Raw genomic sequence first — 22392 nt, forward strand, 5'->3', positions numbered from 1 at the left:
TGCACCCACCAAGCCCTGGCTGCAGCGCCTGCGCGAGAGCCTGCCGCATCTGGGTGGTCGCGACCTTGCGGGTGCGCTGGCGGGTGGTTCCTCGCGCGACGACCTGCCGGTGCGGCTGTCCAACCGCACCTACGCCGGCACGCGCAACGTGGCCGTGCGCGAACTTGGCTTTGACCAGCCCTTGCTGTGGGTGGTGGTGGCGCTGCTGGCCTGGGGCCTGGTGATGGTGTATTCAGCCTCCATCGCCTTGCCCGACAACCCGCGCTTTGCCAACTACGCGCACACGCACTTTGTGCTGCGGCACGGCATTTCCATGGTGATCGGTGTGATCGCCGCCATGGTGGTTTTTCAGTTTCCGCTGCGCTCCTGGGAAAAGATGGCGCCATGGCTGTTCGCCGCCGCGCTGCTGCTGCTCGTGCTGGTGCTCATTCCCGGCATTGGCAAGGGCGTCAACGGAGCGCGGCGCTGGATCTCGCTGGGCATCATGAATTTCCAGCCCTCCGAACTCGGCAAGCTCGCCGTGCTGCTCTACGCCGCCAGCTACATGGTGCGCAAGATGGAAGTGAAAGAGCGCTTCTTCCACGCCGTGGCGCCGATGGCGGTGGCCGTGGGCGTGGTGGGCATGCTGCTGCTGGCCGAGCCCGACATGGGCGCCTTCATGGTGATCGTGGTGATCGCCATGGGCATCCTGTTCCTGGGTGGCGTGAACGCGCGCATGTTCTTCCTGATGGCTCTCGTGGTGGTGGGCGCGTTTGCGCTCATGGTCATGACCAGCGACTTCCGGCGCCAGCGCGTGTTCGCCTACCTCGATCCCTGGAGCGTGGAGCATGCGCTGGGCAAGGGCTACCAGCTCTCTCACTCGCTCATTGCCTTCGGCCGCGGCGAGATCTTCGGCGTGGGGCTGGGTGGCAGCGTGGAGAAACTTCACTGGTTGCCCGAAGCCCACACCGACTTCCTGCTCGCCGTCATCGGCGAGGAGTTCGGGCTCATCGGTGTGGTGGTGCTCATTGCCCTGTTCCTCTGGCTCACGCGCCGCATCATGCACATCGGCCGCCAGGCCATCGCGCTCGATCAGGTTTTTGCCGGACTGGTAGCCCAGGGCGTGGGCCTGTGGATGGGGTTCCAGGCGTTCATCAACATCGGTGTGAACCTCGGTGCATTGCCCACCAAGGGTCTCACGTTGCCGCTCATGAGTTACGGCGGCTCGGCCATCCTGCTCAACCTCGTGACCATCGCCATCGTGCTGCGCGTGGACTACGAGAACCGCCAGATGATGCGGGGAGGGCGTGCATGAAACAGCAACCCTGCGCGCTTGTCATGGCCGGCGGTACCGGTGGGCACATCTTCCCCGGCCTTGCGGTGGCGGAAGCTCTGCGCGAGCGCGGCTGGCGCGTGCACTGGCTGGGCGCGCCCGGCAGCATGGAAAGCCGGCTGGTTCCGCCGCGCGGCTTCCCGCTGGAGACGATCGACTTCGGCGGCGTGCGCGGCAAGGGCGTGATCACGCTGGCCTTGCTGCCGCTGCGCCTGCTGCGCGCTTTCTGGCAATCGCTGCAGGTGGTGCGCAAGGTGCGGCCCGACGTGGTGCTGGGCCTCGGTGGTTACATCAGTTTTCCGGGCGGCATGATGGGCGTGCTCGCCGGCAAGCCGTTGGTGCTGCACGAGCAGAATTCAGTGGCCGGCATGGCCAACAAAATCCTGGCGGGCGTCGCTGACCGTGTGTTCACCGCCTTCCCCAACGTGTTCAAGAAAGCCGAGTGGATCGGAAACCCGCTGCGCGCACCCTTCCTGCGCCAGCCCGAGCCCGCCACGCGCTTTGACGGCCGCACGGGCCCGCTGCGCCTGCTGGTGGTGGGTGGCAGCCTGGGGGCAAAAGCGTTGAACGACACCGTGCCGCAGGCGCTGGCGTTGCTGCCCGAGGCCGAGCGGCCACAGGTCACACACCAGAGCGGCGAGAAACAGATCGACGCGCTGCGCGCCAGTTACGCCGCCGCGGGCGTGAAAGCCGAACTCACGCCCTTCATCGACGACACGGCCCAGGCCTTTGCCGATGCCGATCTGATCGTCTGCCGCGCCGGCGCCAGCACCGTGACCGAAATCGCCGCCGTGGGTGCTGCTGCGCTGTTTGTGCCTTTCCCGGCGGCGGTGGACGACCACCAGACCACCAACGCCCGCTTTCTGGTGGATGCCGGTGCTGCCTGGCTGGTGCCCCAGACACAGTTCACGCCCCAGGCGCTGGCGCACACGCTTCAGACCGTGGCCCGAGCTCAATTGATGGCGATGGCGCAAAAAGCCTTGCAGATGAAAAAAACAGAAGCCGTGGCGGCCGTGGTGTCCGCCTGCGAGCAACTCGCGAAAGTTCAGAAGACATGAAACACGCCATACGCCACATTCATTTCGTTGGCATCGGCGGTGCCGGCATGAGCGGCATCGCCGAGGTGCTGCTCAACCAGGGCTACCGAATCTCGGGCAGCGACCTGGGCGAGAGCTCGGTCACGCGCCGGCTGGTGGCATTGGGGGCCGAGGTGTTCGTCGGCCACGACGCGGCGCACATTGAAGGTGCCGATGCCATCGTGACTTCCACGGCGGTCAAGGAAGACAACCCCGAGGTGATCGCAGCGCACGCGAAGCTGATCCCCGTGGTGCCACGGGCGGTGATGCTGGCCGAACTGATGCGCATGAAGAAGGGTGTGGCCATCGCCGGCACCCACGGCAAGACCACCACCACGAGCCTGGTGACCAGCGTGCTGGCCGCGGGGCACCTGGATCCCACCTTCGTGATTGGGGGACGCCTGAACAGCGCGAACGCCAACGCGCAGCTCGGCTCGGGCGAGTACATCGTGGTCGAGGCCGATGAATCCGACGCCTCCTTCCTCAACCTGCTGCCCGTGCTCTCGGTCGTCACCAACATCGACGCCGACCACATGGACACCTACGGTCACGACTTCGGCAACCTCAAGACCGCCTTCGTGGAGTTCCTCCACAAGATGCCGTTTTACGGAGCGGCCGTGGTGTGCGTGGACGATCCCGCCATCCGCGAGATCCTGCCGCGCATTGCACGGCCCATCACCAGCTACGGCTTCTCGGAAGACGCGCAGGTGCGCGCCGTCAACGTGCGCGCGGTCGACACCCAGATGCACTTCACGGTGCAGCGCCGCAACGGCGTTGAACTGCCCGATCTGGACATCGTGCTCAACCTGCCCGGCGAGCACAACGTGCTCAACGCGCTGGCGGCCATCGGCATTGCGGTGGAGCTCGGCGTGGAAGACGCAGCAGTGCAGCAGGCGCTGGCCGAATTCAAAGGCGTGGGCCGGCGCTTCCAGCCCTATGGTGAAGCCGCATTGCCTGGTGGCGGCAGCTGCACCGTGGTGGACGATTACGGCCACCACCCGGTGGAGATGGCGGCCACGCTGGCTGCGGCGCGCGGTGCGTATCCGGGTCGGCGGCTGGTGCTGGCGTTCCAGCCGCACCGCTACACCCGAACGCGCGATTGTTTCGAGGATTTCGTCAAGGTCATCGGTCAGGCCGACGCCGTGCTGCTGGCCGAGGTTTACGCCGCTGGAGAGGCCCCGATCGTGGCGGCCGATGGCCGCTCCCTGGCGCGCGCGCTGCGCGTGGCGGGCAAGCTGGAACCGGTGTTCGTGGACGACATCACCACCATGGCGCAGGCGGTGCTGGACAACGCGCGAGACGGCGACGTGGTGCTGTGCATGGGCGCGGGCACCGTGGGCAACGTGGCGGGGCAGGTAATCGAACTGGCACAGGGAGTCCAGGCATGAACGGAATGGAGAACACGGTGGTGAACGTGCAGGCGCTGGGCAAGGTGGCGGTGCTCATGGGCGGCAGCTCGGCCGAGCGTGAGGTTTCCATGATGTCGGGCACGGGTGTGCTGGCTGCGCTCAAGTCCAAGGGCGTGGATGCGCACGCTTTCGACCCGGCCGAGCGCGATCTGGGGGACCTCAAGCGCGAGGGCTTCCAGCGCTGCTTCATCACGCTGCATGGCCGCCACGGCGAGGACGGTACGGTACAGGGCGCGCTGGAACTGCTGGGCATGCCTTACACCGGCCCGGGTGTGCTGGCATCGGCCATTGCCATGGACAAGGTGATGACCAAACGCATGTGGATCGCCGAAGGCCTGCCCACGCCGCGCTACGTGGTGCTGGCGCCGGAGCACCAGACGCGCGAGGACGCCCGGGGTGTGCCCGACGTTCTGGGTCTGCCCCTCATCGTCAAGCCCCCGCGCGAAGGTTCCTCCATCGGCGTCACCAAAGTGCGCGGCTACTCGGACATGCAGGACGCGGTGGCGCTCTCGGTCCGTTACGACCCCGATGTGCTGTGCGAAGAGTTCATCGAGGGCGAGGAAGTGACCTGTCCGGTGCTGGGCACCGGCGAACAGGCCCGAGCCTTGCCGGTGGTGCGCATCGTGGCACCCGATGGCGCCTACGACTACCAGAACAAGTACTTCACCGATGCGGTCAAGTACCACTGCCCGAGCGGCCTGCCGCAAGCGGAGGAACGCGAGATCCAGCGCATCGTGCTGGCCAGTTACCGCGCCCTGGGTTGCCGCGGCTGGGGCCGCGCCGACGTGATGATCCGCGCGAGCGACCGCAAGCCCTTCCTGCTCGAGATCAACACCTCGCCCGGCATGACCGGCCATTCGCTCGTGCCCATGTCGGCGAGGGCGGCCGGTCTGTCTTACGAAGACCTTTGCCTGCAGATCATCGCGTCTGCAGCGCTGGACAACCCGGCCTGATCCCGCTCCAGCCATGGCCACCACCCGCCCGACCCCGCTGCCACTGGACGTCAGACTCATGACGCTGGTGACGCACGTGCTCGTGGTGGTGTTCGTGGTGCTTTGCACGGCCCTGTTCGCCACCTGGCTGGTGCAGCACCCGGTGTGGTCGGTGCGCGCCATCACCGTGCAGGGCGATGTGGCCCACCAGAATGCGGTGACCTTTCGGGCGCAGTTGGCCACCCAGATGAAGACGCGGCTGACCGGCAGCTTCCTCACCGTCGACCTGGGCCAGGTGCGTGAACTGTTCGAGTCGGCACCCTGGGTTCGCAAGGCCGTGGTGCAGCGCGAGTTCCCGAACCGGTTGCGCGTCACGATTGAAGAACACCAGGCCGTGGCCTGGTGGGGCCAGTCCGGCTCGGGGCAGCTGGTCAATCAGCAGGGCGAGGTTTTCGACGCCAGCCCCGACGACGGCGACGGCTTGCCCGAACTGGCGGGCCCGGCCGAGCAGTCGAATCGCGTGTGGTCGCTCTACCAGACTCTGGGCGCGGAATTCGCGCGCCTTCAACTGGGGCTGGAGCGCCTTGAACTCAGCGAGCGCGGTGGTTGGCAAGCGCGCCTGGACAACGGCGCCGTCATCGAGCTGGGCCGTGGCACGCCAGAAGAACTGATGGAGCGCACCCGCCGTTTCACCGCCACGCTGGGCCAGCTGACCGAGCGCTACGCCGGCGCGGTGCAGTCCGCCGATCTCCGCTATCCCAACGGCTACGCCCTGCGCATGCGAGGCGTGACCACCGTCACCGACCTGCCGGCCGGGACAACGCAATCACCGAGGTAATCAAGAAGCAATCATGGCCAAGGAATACAAGGATTTGGTGGTCGGACTCGACATAGGCACCGCCAAGATCATGGTGGTGGTCGCCGAGGTCCAGCCCAATGGCGATCTCAAACTCGCGGGGCTCGGCGTGTCGACCAGTCATGGCCTGAAGCGCGGCGTGGTGGTCAACATCGACGCCACCGTGCAGAGCATCCAGCAGGCGTTGAAAGAGGCCGAGCTGATGGCCGACTGCCGCATCGCGCGCGTCTACACCGGCATCACCGGCAGCCACATCCGCGGCATCAACTCCAGCGGCATGGTGGCCATCAAGGACCGCGAGGTGAGCGCCACCGACGTGGCTCGCGTGATCGAAACCGCCAAGGCGATCAACATCTCCACCGACCAGCGCCTGCTGCTGGTGGAGCCGCAGGAATTCGTGATCGATGGCCAGGAGGTCAAGGAGCCGATCGGCATGAGCGGCATCCGGCTGGAAGCCAAGGTGCACATCGTGACCGGCGCACAGAGCGCGGCGGAAAACATCATCAAGTGCGTGCGGCGTTGCGGGCTGGAAGTGGACCAGCTCATGCTCAATCCGCTGGCCTCCAGCCAGGCCATCCTGACCGACGACGAGAAGGAGCTTGGCGTGGCGCTGGTGGACATCGGCGCGGGCACGACCGATGTGGCGATCTTCTCGGGCGGTGCGATCCGCCACACGGCGGTGATTCCGATTGCAGGCGACCTCATCACCAGCGACATTGCCATGGCCTTGCGCACCCCCACCAAGGACGCCGAAGACATCAAGGTGGAAAGCGGGTGCGCCAAGCAGCTGCTGGCCGACCCGGATACCCAGGTGGAAGTGCCTGGCCTGGGCGACCGGGGGCCGCGCATGCTGAGCCGCCAGGCGCTAGCCGGCGTGATCGAGCCGCGCGTGGAAGAAATCTTCTCGCTGGTGCAGCAGGTGCTGCGCGATTCGGGCCACGAAGAAATGCTGTCCTCGGGCATCGTGCTCACGGGCGGCAGCGCGGTCATGCCCGGCATGGTCGAGCTGGGCGAGGACATCTTCCTGAAGCCGGTGCGCCGAGGCATTCCGAACTACACCAGCGCGCTGTCGGACATGGTGGCCCAGCCCCGCGCGGCCACGGTGATGGGCTTGCTTGAAGAAGCCCGCCTGGCGCGCGTGCGCGGGCACAAGGTGTCGCAAAAGGCGGGCTCCATGCAGGGCGCCTTTGAACGAGTGAAAAACTGGTTTGTAGGGACATTCTGATGAACACGATCACCTGGGTTCCCTTCCGCACGCCACGCACCCGACCAAGACCCCGATGCACGGAATGCACGGGACCGCCTGGCTGAAGCCCGATCCCTTTCCTGAATCCGAAGCGTTTTTCTGAATCACTGGCGCCCTGAGAAGGGCCACACAAGGAGCACCAAATGAGCATCGAAATGATTGAAGTCGAGGAATTCAACCTGGGTACGCAGATCAAGGTCATCGGGGTGGGCGGCGGCGGCGGCAATGCGGTCGAACACATGATTTCGCGCAGCGTGCAGGGCGTGGAATTCATCTGCGCCAACACCGATGCGCAGTCGCTCGCACGCAGCGCTGCCCACAAGACCATTCAGCTCGGCACCAGCGGCCTGGGCGCGGGCAGCAAGCCGGAAAAGGGCCGCGAAGCCGCCGAAGTGGCCGTGGACGACATCCGTGAAGCCATCGCTGGCGCGCACATGCTGTTCATCACCGCCGGCATGGGCGGCGGCACCGGCACCGGTGCAGCACCCGTGATCGCCCGTGTGGCCAAGGAGATGGGCATCCTCACGGTGGGCGTGGTCACCAAGCCGTTCGACTGGGAAGGCGGCCGCCGCATGACCAACGCCGACAACGGTCTGTCCGAGCTGGAAGCCAATGTGGACTCGCTGATCGTGGTGCTGAACGAAAAGCTGCTCGAAGTGCTGGGCGACGATGTGACGCAGGACGAGGCCTTTGCGCATGCAAACGACGTGCTGAAGAACGCGGTGGGCGGCATTGCCGAAATCATCAATGAGTACGGTAACGTGAACGTGGACTTCGAGGACGTGCGCACCGTGATGGGCGAGCCCGGCAAGGCCATGATGGGCACCGCCGTGGCTTCGGGTCCGGACCGCGCGCGCATCGCCGCCGAACAGGCCGTGGCCTGCCCTCTGCTCGAAGGCATCGACCTCTCTGGCGCCAAGGGCGTGCTGGTGCTGGTCACCGCCGCCAAGGGTTCGCTCAAGCTGTCGGAATCGAAGCTGGCCATGAACACCATCCGCGCTTACGCATCGCCGGAAGCGCATGTGATCTACGGCGCGGCCTACGACGACAACCTGGGCGACGAGATGCGCGTCACGGTGGTGGCCACGGGTCTGTCGCGTCATGGTGCTCGCCGCACGGCGCCTCCGCTGCAGGTGCTGCGCACCGGTACCGACAACGTGCCGTTCAACGTGCCCACCGTCAATGCCGCCGTGAGCGGCCCAGGCGTGGGTTCGGCTCAGCCGGACTACAACTCCATGGCGGTGCCCAGCGTCTGGCGCACCAACCGCACGCAGGCGGCAGCGAAGGTGGATGCGCTGGCTTCGGGTGGCATGGACGATTTCGAGATTCCTGCTTTCTTGCGCAAGCAGGCGGATTGATCGGGGTTGGGGGTGTTTCGTGCGTGAGACCTCGCAGGCGCGCAGACGCATGGCGCTCTGCTCCGCGAATGTCCTCCGGCGGCGGGAGGCCGCCTCCCCCTTTATTTCGCTGTGCAGAGCGCCATGCGCCTGCGCGCCCGGGGGACATTGGAGCAATGCCTTTCTCAATCGCGGCCATCACCTTTCCCAACAGCACGCAGGCACCGTAAAACTTAAAATCACCGAATGCTCGCGCAACGCACCCTCAAATCCCTGACCAAAGCGGTCGGCGTCGGCCTGCACAGTGGTCAGCGCGTGGAGCTCACCCTGCGCCCCGCTGCGCCCGACACCGGCATCGTGTTCCGTCGGGTGGATTTGTCGGCGCCTGTGGAGATTCCGGTTAATGCGCTGGCAGTGACCGACACACGGCTGGCCTCCACCATCTCCACCGGCGGCGTCAAGGTTCACACCATCGAGCACTTGATGAGCGCGTGCGCCGGCCTGGGGCTGGACAACCTTTATGTAGACATCACGGCCGAGGAGGTGCCCATCCTCGACGGATCGTCCGCCTCCTTCGTCTACCTTCTGCAAAGCGCCGGCATTGTGCTGCAGAACGCGCCCAAGCGCTTCATCCGAGTGACCAAGCCGGTGGAGGTTCGCGAGGGTGAGGGACGGGGACTCAAGTGGGCACGGCTCGACCCCTTTCATGGCTACAAGCTCGCCTTTGAAATCGAGTTCGATCATCCGGCCGTGACCTCCACCGGCCAGCGCGTGGAGTTCGATTTTGGCAGTGGCCAGTACGCCCGCGAAATCGCCCGGGCGCGCACCTTCGGTTTCACGCGCGACGTGGAAATGATGCGCTCCAATGGCCTGGCCATGGGCGGTGGGCTGGACAACGCCATCGTGATGGACGACGTGAAAGTGCTCAATGCCGACGGATTGCGTTACCGGGACGAGTTCGTCAAGCACAAGATTCTGGACGCCATGGGCGACCTCTACATCATCGGCAAACCCCTGCTGGCTGCGTACAGCGCCTTTCGCAGCGGCCACGCCATGAACAACCAGCTGCTGCGCGCGCTGCTGGCGCGGCCCGACGCTTACGAGGTGGTGAGTTTCCAGCAGGATCGCGAAGCGCCCAGCGGTTTTGCGCAGCTCGCGCCGGCCTGGTAAGCCGTCGCTCGTTCGACATGCTGTTGTTCCGCTGGACTGTCCTGTTGCTGCTGATCGCTGCGGGCGTGTGCTTCGCGTTCTACGTCGGCACCGGCCAGATGCGTTTTCGCACCTGGGGAATCATCATTTTGAAATGGACCGTGCTCGCGGCGCTCGGCTTTTTCGCCGTGCTGATCCTCGAGCGGGTGATCTAGCCTGGGTTTACCCGCGCCGGCGCCGGCTTGATCCGCACCGGCAGGCTCATCGACACCACGGCCGCGGCCACCAGCAGTGCGCTTGCCGAGCCAAACGAAACCCAGTGCGTGCCGAAGGTGTCGAACGCCCAGCCGCCCATGAGCGAGCTGATGGTGGCGCCCACCTGGTGCCCCAGGTAGGTCCAGCCGTAGAGCACGCCAACCAGGCGCACGCCGTAGGCATCGGCCAGGATCGCTGAAGAGAGCGCGATGCTGCCGGCCCAGGCCAGACCGCCAATGGCCGCCGTGGTGTACAGCTCCCAGTGGAGCGTGACGGCGGTCATGGCGAAGAAGCCGATGCCACGCACCAGATAGATGGCGGCCAGCAGCGTGCGGCGTGGCAGCACGTCTGAAAGCCGACCCAGCACGAGCGTGCTGAAGATGGCCACCAGCCCGATGGTGCCGATGCCCAGCGAACTGGTGACGGCATCGAAACCATGGTCCATCAGCATGGGCATGCCGTGTGTGCCCATCAGGTTCATGCTGAAGCCGCAGGTGAACAGGCCGAAGCCGATCTGCCAGAAGGTGGCCGTGCGCAGCGCGTCGCGCACTCGGGTGAACGGCGCCGGCGCGGTGCCTGCATTGGCCGCTGCGGCGGCGATGTCCTGCGGTCGCTGGTCGGCGTGGATGGGGGCGTCGTCGCGCACCACGAACAGCACGGTGGGCAATGCGAGCAAGGCGAACGCCGCCGCGAAGCCCAGCAGCGTGGCTTGCCAGCCAAACGCCGCAATCGCCCACGAAAACACCGGCGTCAGGATGGCAATGCCCGCCATGGAACCGGTGGAGAGGAAGAACAGCGCGGTGCCCCGGCGCCGCACGAACCAGCGGCTGAGCACCGGCGTGAGTGCCACCGGGCTGGTGAAAGCCAGCCCGATCGACGAACACACACCAAAGGCCAGGAAGAAGCTCACCGGATCGCGCGCGAGCACGGTCCAGATGGTGGAGGCGATGATGATGGCTGTGCCGGTCAGCAGCACGAAGCGGGTGCCGCGAATCGCCACCAGGTAGCCCGCCAGGGGCATGCCGATGCCGTAGCACAGCATGCCGGCGGCCACGATGCCCGAGAGCAGGCTGCGGCTGAAGCCGAGGTCTTCGGCCATGGGCAGAAAAAACGGACCGATGCTCATGCGCATGCCCACCGTGAGCAGCGTCAGCACGGTGGCGGCGGCCACGATGTTCCAGCCGAAATACCAGGCTTCCTTGGGTCGCTCGGGGGTCACTTTGTCGTCTCCTTTGAGTCGGGCCAATATACCCGAGAGAAACAAAATGGTCATACCAATTCTGCCGGTCTCCGGCGTCAGTAGCTCCGGCCCCCCTTGTAAGCGCCGTGGGTGCGCGCTTGCAGGGTGGATACCTTGTTGATCGCCATCATCGTGCGGCTCACCTGAGCGTGGGTGATGGCCAGACCCAGCGCATCGGCCGCGTCCTTGCCGGGCAGGCCGGGCAATTGCAGCAGCCGCTTCACCATTTCCTGCACCTGCGGCTTGGCGGCCTTGCCGTAGCCGACCACGGCTTTCTTGAGCTGCAGGGCGGTGTACTCGGCCACCGGCATGCCGTTGGCCACCAGTGCGGTCAGGCAGGCGCCGCGCGCCTGGCCCAGCAACAGCGTGGCCTGCGGATTCACGTTCACAAACACGATCTCGCAGGCGGAAACATCGGGTTGGTAGCGTTGCACCACCTCCGAAATGCCGTCGAAAAGCACCTTCAGGCGCGCCGGCAGCAGCGCGCCGTCTTTCGGGCTGGTCTGGATGGTGCCGCTGGCCACGTAGCGCAGGCTCCCGCCCTCGGTGTCGATGACGCCGAAGCCGGTGCATTGCAGGCCCGGGTCGATGCCGAGGATCCTCATAGGTTGAACGTCCAGCGCACCGAGTGGAAAAACACAGGCGCGGCGAAGCACAGCGCGTCCACGCGGTCCAGCAGCCCGCTGGCACCCGTCACGGATCGACCCCCCAGGCCCCAGTGCGTCACGCCGCGGTCGCGCTTGATGGCTTTCATGACCAGGTGGCCCAGGCTGCCGGCCACGCAGGCAACCAGCGCCATGGCCAGCGCAGGCAAAGGCTTGAAGGGCGTGAAGCCGGACAGCGCCGCGCCCAGCAGGCCACCTGCGGCCAGGCCCAGGGCCCAGCTGCGCCAGTGAAAACTGTTGCTGATGGCCGGGGCGGCTGGCTTGCGCAGTCCGCGTGCCGCCAGATGCTGCACCAGCATGCAGGTCTGAACCACCAGCACCAGGAAGAACACCAGAAAGGCGGTCTTGCCCGCGAAACCGGGGAAGTTCAGCAGCAGCAGCGCGGGCACGTGGCTCATGCCATAGACGCAGACCATGATGCCCCACTGCAGCTTGGCGTTGCGTTCCAGAAAACGCTGCGGGTCGTTGCCCAGGGCGCTCACCACCGGAATCAGCAGGAACACATAGACCGGAATGAACACGGTGAACAGGTTGAATCGCTCGGTCCAGACCAGTGCGTACTGCAGCGGCAGCACGATGAAGAAGGCCAGCACCAGGCTGCGGTGGTCGCCCCGGCGCGTGGGCGAAAGGCTGATGAATTCGCGCAGCACGAAGAACGAGACCAGGCCGAACAGCACGATGGCGAAGCCTTCGCCCATCGCCCAGCCCACCCAGAACACCAGCATCATCATCCAGGAGCTGCGCAGCAATGCCTGGTTGTCCTGCAGGAACAGCGCGCGCAAGCCGGTAGCGTCTTCATCGGCCGCGCGCCTTTCGCGCAGCGAAAGCAACACGCCCACGCCGCTGGCGATGAGCAGCAAGCCGAACAGCACCACGAAGACCAGGCTGACCTGCTGGTCGGGGGTGAGGTTGCGAAGGAAGGAGCCCATCAGACTTCCCGAAGAGCGATCACGGCGTCGCGCGCACGCGCGAGGAAATCGGCACGAGGCTCATCGGCCCCGAGCGCGACCGGTTCACCAAAGGTGACCGAGCACAACACTGGCACCGGCACCACCTCGCCCTTGGGCATGACGCGCTGCACGTTGTGGATCCACGCGGGCACCAGCACCACGCCGGGGAAGCGCTGCGCCAGGTTGTACAGGCCCGACTTGAACGGTTGTGGATCTTCTTCGTGGCCACGCGTGCCTTCTGGAAACAGGATCAGCGAATCGCCGCTCTCCAGCGCCTGGATCAACGGGGCCAGTGGGTCTTCGTCGCCCTTGCGCTCCCGCTCCACATAGACGGCGTTGAACACCTCGGTGGTGATCCAGCGCTTGAAGCTCGAGGCGGTCCAGTAGTCCTTGGCGGCGATGGGGCGCGTGATGCTGCGCAATTCCTGCGGCAGCGCGGCCCAGATCAGCACCAGGTCCGCATGGCTCTGGTGGTTGGCGAAATAGATGCGCTGCTCGGCCTTGGGGGGGCAGCCATGCCAGCGCGCCTGCGCACCGGTGAGCAGGCGCACCAGACCTAGCAGGAACACGCTCATGACGGTGGCGGGGATTCTCATGGTGGCGTGACGGCGCCCATGCGGGCGACGATGGTGCCGGTGCGCCGCGCGAGATACGCCGAGCCCTGACGCGTTTCGAAAAACTTGGGCGAAGGCAGCATCACGGCCAGGCGCGCGGCTTCGTGGGGGGTGAGGCGGCTGGCCGGTTTCTTGAAGTAACGCTGCGCCGCCGCTTCGGCGCCGAACACGCCCTCTCCCCATTCGACGCTGTTGAGGTAAATCTCCAGGATGCGTTGCTTGTCCAGCAAGGCTTCCAGCAGCAGCGCCAGCACCAGTTCCTGTCCCTTGCGGAGAAATTGCCGTTCACCCGAAAGCAGAAGGTTCTTGGCGAGCTGCTGCGTGATGGTGGACCCGCCCACGATCTTCGGCTCACGGGCCGGTTTTTCGGGCTGGCGCTCGGCGCGTTTCTCGGCCTGCTGCTGACGGCGCTCGTTCTTCTGCCAGGCGCCTTCGATCGCGGCCCAGTCCACGCCGCCATGGTCGATGAAACCGGCATCCTCCGAAGCGATGACCGCCCGCTTGAGGTGAGGGCTGATCTGCGCATCGTCCACCCACTGGTGAGACCAGTTCCACGGTTTGTCGCTGCCGCGGCTGCTGCCGGCGGTGCGCCAGGCCTCGGAGCGCATGAACGTCGTGCTGGCCGGGTCCACCGCCACCATCAGCGCGATGCGCGCCACGAAGAACAATTGCAGGGACACGCCCGCGAGCAGGATCCAGAGCAGCCAACGTCCGAACGATCTCATGCGGTGCGGCGCCTATTGGCTCGTCATCTGGGTCTGCAGCGTCTCGTCGCGCGTGAAGCGGAAACGCGACACCACGACGATCTGGTCGGCCTGACGGCGCATGCCGTCGTTGAAGCGGCCAAACACCAGGCTGCGCACGATGGCCTGGGCCCGACGGTCCAGCAGCGGCGTGCCGGAGCTCTGAACCACCTCGGTGTCGAGCACGGCACCGCTGTGGTTGACCGTGATGATCATGGTGAGCTCGCCATACAGCTTGCGCCCGCCGGCTTCAGGAAAATTCGACGTGCCACGGTCCTCGATCTTGCGGCGCAGTTCGTCGTAGTAGACGGCGTATATTTCCTCGCGCGTGGCCGGGCTGATGTAGCGCTTCTTCGGGCGTGCGTTCTCTTCGTTGATGCGCTTTTCGATCTCGGCGAGGATCTTCACCAGCGCCTTGCGCTTCTGTTCGCGCTCCACCGAATCGCGGCTCGGCGTGACCGATTCCGTATCGGGCGGCGGCATGTTGGCGAGCTCACGCCGAACCTGCGCGAGCAACTGGCTCTGCTGCTCGCGCAGCGCCTCGATCATGCGTTCGTCTTCCTCGGGGGTGTCGCCGATGCGCGCCACCGTGGCCGGTGGCAGTGGGGATGTGGCCCTGCCACGCTCGACATCGCCACCGCCGGCGAGCGAAGCCTGTGCAATGGCCGTGGCCTTCTCGGGCTTCTCGTCGCTGCGGGCATTGACGAGGATCACTTCCAGGGGCGTGTCCTGGAACACCCGGTTGAAGCCTTCGGGGTTCACGAAACGCACCGTGAGCAAAGCCGCGTGCACCGCCACCGAGACGGCCAGCGCCAATTGCAGCGTGCTCAGTTGTTTCAGGAACTTGGCGGGGGACTTCACGGGCGCATTATCTGTGGTGAAAGCGGTGGGGCTGTCAGTGGGTTGCCGGGTCGGGCGTTTGAGGGGACTGGGCGGTTTCTTCGGCCTCGTTCACGTCGATCGCCAGTGCCAGCGGAGCCGCCAGTTCCTCGTCGTCGCCGTCTTCTCCCGAGCCGCTGTCCTCACTCATGTCGTCCGCCGGCAAGTCCAGCCGCTCAATGACCGTGCCGTGCACGTCGAGCGTGATGTCGTCGATGTCACCCAGCCGCACCCGCACGTGCGCGCCGCGTGGCAGGCCGTCCGCACCCATCACCGGCAGCACCAGCGGCAGCGAGTCGGCGCGCACCAGGTTGTCCTTGATCAGCGTGGCGGTAATTTCGGTGGTGCCGTTCTGGCGCAGGTGCTGCAGCGTCCAGTAGCGTTCCATGCCGTTCTGGAAGCCGTTGTAGGCGGTGTAGGCGGCGTCGAACGCGCTGATCACCGAGAACAGGTTGGCGTCTTTGGGTTTGAACGGCGCTGCCAGCGCAGCGGTGCGGCCGTGGCGCGCGCAGGCAATGATCTGCCACTGGTTCACCAGATCGACATAGCGGCGCAGTGGCGATGTGCTCCAGGCGTAGCTTTTCACGCCGATGCCGGCGTGCGGCTGGGCCTTGGTGCCCATGCGCACCTTCACGCCTGGCGCCATGCTGGCCTGGCTGCGGTAGATGCCGGGCACACCGCACTCGGCCAGCCAGTTGCCCCAGGTGCTGTTGGCCAGAATCATGGCCTCGGCCACCATCAGGTCCAGCGGGGCGCCGCGCTGGCGGGTGCCTATCACCACGCGTTCGTCGCCCGCCGGCGCGTCGCCCTGCACGCCTTCAAGGCGGAAGGTGTAGTCGGGCCGGTTGAAGTTCTCGGGTTTGCCACGCACCACCTCGCGCTGCGCCTTCAGGTGCCGCGCCAGGCGGTGAAGGAAGGCGAGTGAGGGTTGCAACGCAGCGATTTCAGGCGCGGCCTGGGTCGCAGGGGAATCGCCGTTGAGCCAGGTCTCGGTGATCACTGTGTCGAGCTGGTCGTGTCGCAGGTTGAGCGCGATCGGCACGCGCTCCAGCACGGTGCGGGTCTCGCGCTGCTCCAGCGTGGCTTCGTCAAAACTCACGTACAGCGAGACAGCAGGGCAGTCGCGACCGGCCATGAGGGTGTAGGCCTGCACCACCTCGTCGGGCAGCATGGTGATCTTGTGGCCCGGCATGTAGACGGTGGACAGGCGGCTGCGCGCCATCTGGTCCAGTGCGCCTTCGGGCTGGACGGCCAGGCCGGGCGCCGCGATGTGAATGCCCAGCGTGATGGTGCCGCTGCCCAGGCCCTGCACCGAGAGCGCGTCGTCGATCTCTGTGGTCTGCGAATCGTCGATGGAGAAGGCCTGCACTGCGGCCAGCGGCAAATCGTCGGTGATGGCGGGCGCTTGCAGCACCGGAAAACCCGTGCCCTTGGGAAACTGATCGAACAGAAAACGCTGCCAATGAAACTGGTAAGCGCTGGTGATGGCGCCCGCTTTCTGCAGCAGCACCAATGGCGCGGTGTGGCTCAGGTGAGCCGCTTCCACCACCGCCTTGTATTCCGGCGCGTTCTTGTCGGGCTTGAAGAGGATTCGGTAGAGCTGTTCGCGCACTGGCACCGGGCACTGGCCCGCAGCAAGCTCGGCGGCCCAGGTGTCAATTTGCGCCTGCACCTGCTTTTTCTTCTCGATGGCGGCGAGCGCCTGTGCGAGGACTTCGGGCGGTGCCTTTTTGTAGCGGCCTTTGCCGGCGCGGCGGAAGTAGTGGGGAGCACCCTGCAGGCAGAGCAGCGCAGCCACCTGCTCGGACGTGCCCGCGCTGGTGCTGAAGTACTCGTGCGCGAGATCGGCAAAACCGAACTCGTCTTCTGGCGCGAACTCGTAAGCCAGTTCCAGTTCCATGGATTCGGCCAGGGCGGTGGCGGCAGGCATGAGCTGGGCGGGCGCGGGTTTGTCAAAGCGCAGCAGCGCGTTGGCGGCCTTGACCTTGACGCGCTTGCCCGAATCGAGCTCAACCTGGAGCGAGTTTTCGGCTTCGGACAACAGGCGGCCGGTCATCAACTTGCCGGCTTCATCAAACAGAATGTGCATGGCGGCGATTGTCCCATGCGGGGAACCGCGCCCTGGCCAATTCAGGTGGGGTTGAAAAGGAATTGCACAACAGCGTCGATGTGGTCATCGAAGTCGCTGATGGCGTGGTCGCTGTCGGGCAGAAGGCGGAGGGTTCCGCCGTGGCAAAAGGCCTGCATCTCGCGCCAGTCCAGCACCTCGTCGCCCTGCGCCACGATCGCCATCTGGCGCTCGGGCGTCGCCGGTTGCCCCGGTGCCAGTTTTTCAATGTCCGCCTGCAGGGCGAGCAGCTCATCGACATAGCTGGCCTGGAAGAAGAACCGCTCGCCTGGGTCGTGCCAGGAGGTCTGCTCGCCGATGTACTTCGAGAGATCGCGCGCAGGAAAAGCCGCCGGGTTGAGCAGCACCGAGCGGCAGCCGGTCTGCAGCGCCACCCAGCGGGCGTAGAAGCCGCCGAGGGAGGAGCCCACCACCACCATGTTCTGGCGCGGCCAGTCGGCAACACCCTGCATCACCTGCGCCATGGCCTCGGCCGGGGAGGGCGGCAATTGCGGACACCACCAGCGCACCTGCGGATGCCGCTCGCTCACCAGAGCTCCGACCTTCTGCGCCTTCATGGACCCGGGAGACGAACGGAAGCCGTGCAGGTACAGCAGGTGGGTGGTGGGGGCGGTCGGCTTCATGGAGAGAAGGATAATCGGCGTCCATGGCCGTCGTTTTTGACAAACCTTCCCCGCTGCAGCGAATCGCCCCGATCTTCCAGGGCTTCGACCTGCCCTTGTTGCTGGCGATCCTGATCATGGCCGGTGCGGGCCTGCTCACCATGTACTCGGTGGGCTTCGACCACGGCACCCGCTTCGCCAACCACGGCCGCAACATGATGCTGGCGGCTGGCGTGCTGTTCATCGTCTCGCAGATTCCGCCGCACCGCCTCATGACGCTGGCCGTGCCCATCTATGTGCTGGGCGTGATGCTGCTGCTGGGGGTCGAGCTGTTCGGCATCGAGCGCAAGGGGTCTCAACGGTGGCTCAATGTGGGCATCGTCATCCAGCCCAGCGAGCTGCTGAAAATTGCCATGCCGCTCATGCTGGCCTGGTGGTTCCATCGGCGCGAGGGTCAGCTCAAGCCGCTGGATTTCGTGGTGGCGGGCATCCTGCTGCTGTTTCCGCTGGCTCTCATCCTGAAACAGCCCGATCTGGGCACCTCGCTGCTGGTGCTGTCTTCGGGGCTGTTCGTCATTTTTTTCGCCGGACTGAGCTGGAAGCTCATCCTGCCCCCCGTGGTGCTGGGCGTGGTGGGCGTGGTGGTGCTGATCTTCATGGAGCCCCAGCTGTGCGCCCCCGACGTCGACTGGCGCGTGCTGCACGAGTACCAGCGCCAGCGCGTGTGCACGCTGCTCGATCCTTCCAAGGACCCGCTGGGCAAGGGCTTTCACATCATCCAAGGCATGATCGCCATCGGCTCCGGCGGGGTCTGGGGCAAGGGCTTCATGCAGGGCACGCAGACGCACCTGGAGTTCATTCCCGAGCGCACCACCGATTTCATCTACGCCGCCTTCTCCGAAGAGTTCGGCCTGGTGGGCGTGCTGGCGTTGATGGCCGGCTTCCTGTTCCTCATCGCGCGCGGTCTGGTCATCGCCGTGGAGGCGCCCACGCTGTTTTCCCGCCTGCTGGCGGGCGCCATCACGCTCAACATCTTCGTGTACGCGTTCGTCAACATGGGCATGGTCAGCGGCATCCTGCCGGTGGTGGGCGTGCCGCTGCCGTTCGTGAGCTACGGCGGCACCGCGATGGTGACCATGGGTGTCGGACTGGGCATTCTGATGTCGACCGCCAAGTCGCGAAGGTTCATGCAGTCATGACGCGCACACCAGTGGGCGTGATCGGTGCCGGCAACATGGGCGGGGCCATGGTGGAACGCCTTTGCAAGGCGGGCTGGGCCCTGACGGTGTGCGATATCGATCCGGCACGGCAGCGTCAGGCCACCGCCGCGGGCGCTTCCGTGGTCGGGGCACCCCTGCAGGCGGCACAGGCACTTGGGCCTGGCCATGCCCTGATCGTGGTGGTGGTCGACGCCGCCCAGGTTCGGCAAGTTCTTTGGGGTCCGGCCGGGGCCGCGCAGGCGTTGCAGCCTGGGCAGACCGTGCTCCTTTGCCCCACCATTTCCCCCGAAGATGTGGAGGCCATTGCGGCCGATCTGGCCCGGCAAGGTGTGGATTGCATCGATGCGCCGCTGTCAGGTGGGCCGGTGCGTGCACGCGACGGCCGCATGAGCCTGATGGTGGCTGCCCCCGAACCCGTGCTGGTGCGTCAGACGGCGCTGTTGTCTGCCCTGTCGGACCATGTGATGCGCATCAGCGAACGGGTGGGCGATGGCGCCCGCACCAAGCTGGTCAACAACCTGCTCGCCGGCATCAATCTGGTGGGGGCCGCTGAGGCGCTGGCCATGGCCGAGCGCATGGGGCTGGATGTGACCACCACGCTGGACGTGATCGAGCGCTCCAGCGGTCAGAGCTGGATCGGCAGCGACCGCATGCGACGCGCGGTGACCGGCGATTTCGAGCCGCGCGCCCATGTGACGCTGCTGGAAAAGGACACCCGCCTGGCCGTGGCGGCTGCGGCCGCAGCAGGATTTGAAGGGCCGCTTGGAGCGTGCGCAGCCCGTGTGTTTGCGCAAGCCCATGAAGCTGGCATGGCTGATCTGGACGATGGCGCGCTGCTGGATCTGCTGCGCCGGGCGCCACCAAGACCCTGATGGTCGTGCGCGGGGCAGAGGTTCTTACAATGGCCCGATGATTGCTCGCGAACCCACCCTGGCCCGACTGGCCACCGCCCAAAGCCTCCTGCTCGAACCCTTTGGCCTGAGTCCCTCTCACCTCCAGCGTGCGCTGGGCGAGATCATGTCGCATGGCGTGGACGATGCCGACCTCTATTTCCAGACCACGCGCAGCGAAGGCTGGAGCCTGGAAGAGGGCATCGTGAAGACCGGCAGCTTCAGCATCGACCAGGGTGTGGGCGTGCGTGCCGTCAGCGGTGAGAAAACCGCCTTCGCCTATTCCGACGACCTGTCGTGGGACTCGTTGCTCGATGCCGCCCACACGGTGCGCTCCATTTCCGCTCAGGGCCAAGGCCGCAAGGCGCGCGTGCCTTCCACCAAGGTGGCGAAGTCCCGCTCTCTCTATCCGGGCATCGACCCCATCGCCACGCTCGACAGCACCGCCAAGGTGGCCCTGCTGGAGAAGGTGGAGCGCATGGCCAAAGCCAAGGACCCGCGTGTCAAGCAAGTCATGGCCGGCCTGGCGAGTGAATACGACGTGGTGCTGGTGGCGCGCGCCGACGGCACGCTGGCGGCCGATGTGCGCCCCCTGATCCGCCTCTCGGTCACTGTGATCGCCGAACAGACGGGGCGGCGTGAATCCGGCTCGTCGGGCGGCGGTGGCCGCTACGGGCTGGCCTATTTCGACGACGCCATGGTGCAGTCTTATGTGGACGAAGCCGTGTCCTACGCGCTCACCAACCTGGAAGCGCGCCCTGCACCCGCAGGCGAAATGGTGGTGGTGCTGGGCGCTGGCTGGCCCGGCATCCTGCTGCACGAAGCGGTGGGCCACGGACTGGAAGGCGACTTCAACCGCAAGGGCTCCAGCGCGTTTGCCGGCCGCATCGGCCAGCGCGTGGCGTCCAAAGGCGTGACCGTGCTTGACGACGGCACCATCGCCGACCGGCGCGGCTCGCTCAACGTGGACGACGAAGGCCATGCCTCGCAGCGCAATGTGCTGATTGAAGACGGCATCCTGCGCGGCTACATCCAGGACTCGATGAATGCGCGCCTGATGGGCGTGAAGCCCACGGGCAATGGCCGGCGCGAGAGCTACGCCCACGTGCCCATGCCGCGCATGACCAACACCTACATGCTCGGCGGCGACAAGGCGCCCGAAGAAATCGTGGCCAGCATCAAGAAGGGCCTGTACGCCACCAACTTCGGTGGCGGCCAGGTCGACATCACCTCCGGCAAGTTCGTTTTCTCCGCCAGCCAGGCCTACTGGGTGGAAAACGGTCAGATCCAGTACCCGGTGAAGGGCGCCACCCTGGTGGGCAACGGCCCCGACGCGCTGACCCGCGTTTCCATGATCGGTAACGACATGAAGCTCGACAGCGGTGTGGGCACCTGCGGCAAGGAAGGCCAGAGCGTGCCGGTGGGCGTGGGTCAGCCCACGTTGCGCATCGATGGGCTCACCGTGGGTGGTACCGCCTGAGCGGCACTTCCAATTGCCTGTGCTACATTTCGTCCCCATGTCCCCGCGCTTCGCCTTTTTTGCCTTTTACTTCTGGTTCTCTGTCCCCGGCGGACGAGAGGCGAGGCTGTAAGCGCATCACCGAATCTCGAAACAACCGCCGGAGCCCAAAGCCCGGCGGTTTTTTTTCGTCCTCTTCCCACTCATTCCATCCTCAGGAGCACCGTGATGAACGCGAAAACCGTCCCCGCCAGCAGCGACGCCTGGCATGCCCGTCCTGTCGACAAGACCAGCCAGACCGACGACGAACGCATCAAGGACATCACCGTGCTGCCCCCGCCAGAACACCTCATCCGCTTCTTTCCCATTGGCGGCACACCGGTGGAGGCCCTGATCAGCCAGACCCGTCGGCGTGTTCACCGCATCCTGCACGGCCAGGACGACCGCCTGCTGGTGGTCATCGGACCCTGCTCCATCCACGACCCAGCCGCCGCGCTGGACTACGCGCGCCGCCTCAAGACCCTGCGCGACAAGTATGCTGATTCGCTGGAGATCGTGATGCGCGTGTACTTCGAGAAACCGCGCACCACGGTGGGCTGGAAGGGACTCATCAACGATCCCTATCTGGACGAGAGCTTCCGCATCGATGAAGGCCTGCGCATCGCCCGCCAGTTGCTGATTGACATCAACCGCCTGGGCGTGCCGGCCGGCAGTGAATTCCTCGATGTGATCTCGCCGCAATACATCGGCGATCTGATCGCCTGGGGCGCCATCGGCGCGCGCACCACCGAGAGCCAGGTGCATCGCGAACTCGCCTCGGGCCTGTCGGCGCCCATCGGCTTCAAGAACGGCACCGACGGCAACATCCGGATCGCGACCGACGCGATTCAGGCTGCGTCGCGCGGTCACCATTTCCTCTCGGTGCACAAGAACGGCCAGGTGGCCATCGTCCAGACCAACGGCAACAAGGACTGTCACGTCATCTTGCGCGGTGGCAAGACACCCAACTACGACGCCGCGAGCGTGGCCGCTTCAGTGAAAGAACTCGAAGCAGCGAAGTTGCCACCGCGCCTGATGGTGGACTGCAGCCATGCGAACAGCAGCAAGCAGCATGAGAAGCAACTCGAGGTGGCGCGAGACATCGCCGGGCAGATCGTCGGAGGTTCACGCAGCGTGTTCGGCGTGATGATCGAAAGCCACATCGAAGCGGGTGCACAGAAGTTCACGCCTGGCAAGAACCGCATTGGCGATCTGAAGTACGGGCAGAGCATCACCGACGCCTGCCTGGGCTGGACCGACTCGGAGCATGCGCTGGAAGTGCTCTCTGATGCAGTGCTGGCGGCGCGCAGCGCGCGGGCCTGAGCCATCGGGGTTTTACGGGTTGGATGACGAGGGTGCGCGGTCCACAATGCACGCAACAGGAGAATCGC

Annotated in this window: 21 protein-coding genes; 13 read left to right on the plus strand and 8 right to left on the minus strand. The window is 65.7% G+C overall.

The features are described from left to right. Positions 1 to 40 precede the first annotated feature (40 nt). The 9 genes from ftsW (at position 41) to CAP37_RS21750 (ending at position 9532) form a co-directional block, all read left to right on the plus strand. The gene (ftsW, locus tag CAP37_RS16210; RefSeq protein WP_373271102.1) at positions 41 to 1294 is read left to right on the plus strand and encodes a putative lipid II flippase FtsW; all 1254 of its coding nucleotides are present in this window, start codon (positions 41 to 43) and stop codon (positions 1292 to 1294) included. After that, positions 1291 to 2370: an undecaprenyldiphospho-muramoylpentapeptide beta-N-acetylglucosaminyltransferase gene (gene murG, locus CAP37_RS16215; RefSeq protein WP_086125263.1), complete on the plus strand. Its 1080-nt coding sequence runs from the start codon at positions 1291 to 1293 to the stop codon at positions 2368 to 2370. Before ftsW ends, murG begins: the two co-directional genes overlap by 4 nt. Next, positions 2367 to 3776, plus strand: a complete 1410-nt coding sequence (murC, locus tag CAP37_RS16220) for a UDP-N-acetylmuramate--L-alanine ligase (protein ID WP_086125264.1) — start codon at positions 2367 to 2369, stop codon at positions 3774 to 3776. The genes murG and murC overlap by 4 nt, the downstream gene beginning before the upstream one ends. Next, positions 3773 to 4750: a D-alanine--D-alanine ligase gene (locus CAP37_RS16225; RefSeq protein WP_179190255.1), complete on the plus strand. Its 978-nt coding sequence runs from the start codon at positions 3773 to 3775 to the stop codon at positions 4748 to 4750. The genes murC and CAP37_RS16225 overlap by 4 nt, the downstream gene beginning before the upstream one ends. A 13-nt stretch (positions 4751 to 4763) precedes the next feature. Continuing rightward, positions 4764 to 5567: a cell division protein FtsQ/DivIB gene (locus CAP37_RS16230; RefSeq protein ID WP_086125266.1), complete on the plus strand. Its 804-nt coding sequence runs from the start codon at positions 4764 to 4766 to the stop codon at positions 5565 to 5567. Positions 5568 to 5580: 13 nt separating this feature from the next. Next, positions 5581 to 6810 carry a cell division protein FtsA gene (ftsA, locus tag CAP37_RS16235; RefSeq protein WP_086125267.1) on the plus strand — a complete coding sequence of 410 codons (1230 nt, stop codon included), beginning with the start codon at positions 5581 to 5583 and terminating at the stop codon, positions 6808 to 6810. Positions 6811 to 6974: 164 nt separating this feature from the next. Then, the gene (gene ftsZ / locus CAP37_RS16240; RefSeq protein ID WP_086125268.1) at positions 6975 to 8189 is read left to right on the plus strand and encodes a cell division protein FtsZ; all 1215 of its coding nucleotides are present in this window, start codon (positions 6975 to 6977) and stop codon (positions 8187 to 8189) included. 225 nt (positions 8190 to 8414) lie between these two features. After that, positions 8415 to 9338 carry a UDP-3-O-acyl-N-acetylglucosamine deacetylase gene (gene lpxC / locus CAP37_RS16245; RefSeq protein ID WP_086125269.1) on the plus strand — a complete coding sequence of 308 codons (924 nt, stop codon included), beginning with the start codon at positions 8415 to 8417 and terminating at the stop codon, positions 9336 to 9338. A 44-nt stretch (positions 9339 to 9382) separates the two neighbouring features. Further along, positions 9383 to 9532, plus strand: coding sequence for a hypothetical protein (locus CAP37_RS21750; RefSeq protein ID WP_218776878.1), 150 nt, complete (start codon positions 9383 to 9385; stop codon positions 9530 to 9532). On the opposite strand, the gene CAP37_RS16250 is transcribed toward CAP37_RS21750, so the two are convergent. The 8 genes from CAP37_RS16250 to CAP37_RS16285 all read right to left on the minus strand — a co-directional run bounded on the left by CAP37_RS16250 (position 9529) and on the right by CAP37_RS16285 (position 17414). Continuing rightward, positions 9529 to 10791 carry an MFS transporter gene (locus CAP37_RS16250; RefSeq protein WP_256927026.1) on the minus strand — a complete coding sequence of 421 codons (1263 nt, stop codon included), beginning with the start codon at positions 10789 to 10791 and terminating at the stop codon, positions 9529 to 9531. The genes CAP37_RS21750 and CAP37_RS16250 overlap by 4 nt on opposite strands. A 77-nt stretch (positions 10792 to 10868) precedes the next feature. Continuing rightward, positions 10869 to 11417 carry a crossover junction endodeoxyribonuclease RuvC gene (gene ruvC, locus CAP37_RS16255; RefSeq protein WP_086125271.1) on the minus strand — a complete coding sequence of 183 codons (549 nt, stop codon included), beginning with the start codon at positions 11415 to 11417 and terminating at the stop codon, positions 10869 to 10871. After that, positions 11414 to 12406 (minus strand): phosphatidate cytidylyltransferase, encoded by a 993-nt coding sequence (locus CAP37_RS16260; RefSeq protein ID WP_086125272.1) that lies wholly within the window; start codon positions 12404 to 12406, stop codon positions 11414 to 11416. Before CAP37_RS16260 ends, ruvC begins: the two co-directional genes overlap by 4 nt. Next, positions 12406 to 13023 carry a 1-acyl-sn-glycerol-3-phosphate acyltransferase gene (locus CAP37_RS16265; RefSeq protein WP_086125273.1) on the minus strand — a complete coding sequence of 206 codons (618 nt, stop codon included), beginning with the start codon at positions 13021 to 13023 and terminating at the stop codon, positions 12406 to 12408. The genes CAP37_RS16260 and CAP37_RS16265 overlap by 1 nt, the downstream gene beginning before the upstream one ends. Further along, positions 13020 to 13766 (minus strand): monofunctional biosynthetic peptidoglycan transglycosylase, encoded by a 747-nt coding sequence (mtgA, locus tag CAP37_RS16270; RefSeq protein ID WP_086125274.1) that lies wholly within the window; start codon positions 13764 to 13766, stop codon positions 13020 to 13022. The genes CAP37_RS16265 and mtgA overlap by 4 nt, the downstream gene beginning before the upstream one ends. 12 nt (positions 13767 to 13778) lie before the next feature. Further along, the gene (locus CAP37_RS16275; RefSeq protein WP_179190257.1) at positions 13779 to 14645 is read right to left on the minus strand and encodes an energy transducer TonB; all 867 of its coding nucleotides are present in this window, start codon (positions 14643 to 14645) and stop codon (positions 13779 to 13781) included. Between the two features lie 34 nt (positions 14646 to 14679). Beyond that, entirely contained in the window at positions 14680 to 16752 is a 2073-nt protein-coding gene (locus CAP37_RS16280; protein ID WP_086125275.1) for a ribonuclease catalytic domain-containing protein, read from the minus strand. A gap of 41 nt (positions 16753 to 16793) precedes the next feature. Then, positions 16794 to 17414: a YqiA/YcfP family alpha/beta fold hydrolase gene (locus CAP37_RS16285; RefSeq protein ID WP_086125276.1), complete on the minus strand. Its 621-nt coding sequence runs from the start codon at positions 17412 to 17414 to the stop codon at positions 16794 to 16796. Positions 17415 to 17437: 23 nt separating this feature from the next. Between CAP37_RS16285 and rodA the strand changes: the two genes are divergently transcribed. The 4 genes from rodA (at position 17438) to CAP37_RS16305 (ending at position 22324) form a co-directional block, all read left to right on the plus strand. Continuing rightward, positions 17438 to 18592: a rod shape-determining protein RodA gene (gene rodA, locus CAP37_RS16290; protein WP_086125277.1), complete on the plus strand. Its 1155-nt coding sequence runs from the start codon at positions 17438 to 17440 to the stop codon at positions 18590 to 18592. Further along, the gene (locus CAP37_RS16295; protein WP_086125278.1) at positions 18589 to 19485 is read left to right on the plus strand and encodes an NAD(P)-dependent oxidoreductase; all 897 of its coding nucleotides are present in this window, start codon (positions 18589 to 18591) and stop codon (positions 19483 to 19485) included. The genes rodA and CAP37_RS16295 overlap by 4 nt, the downstream gene beginning before the upstream one ends. Positions 19486 to 19522: 37 nt before the next feature. Beyond that, positions 19523 to 20983: a metalloprotease TldD gene (gene tldD / locus CAP37_RS16300; RefSeq protein ID WP_086125570.1), complete on the plus strand. Its 1461-nt coding sequence runs from the start codon at positions 19523 to 19525 to the stop codon at positions 20981 to 20983. A 207-nt stretch (positions 20984 to 21190) separates the two neighbouring features. Next, on the plus strand, positions 21191 to 22324 hold the full coding sequence (locus CAP37_RS16305) for a 3-deoxy-7-phosphoheptulonate synthase (RefSeq protein WP_086125279.1): 1134 nt from the start codon (positions 21191 to 21193) through the stop codon (positions 22322 to 22324). Positions 22325 to 22392 lie beyond the last annotated feature (68 nt).

Origin of the sequence: Hydrogenophaga sp. IBVHS1 (assembly GCF_002127265.1) — a bacterium.
Lineage (GTDB): Bacteria > Pseudomonadota > Gammaproteobacteria > Burkholderiales > Burkholderiaceae_C > Hydrogenophaga.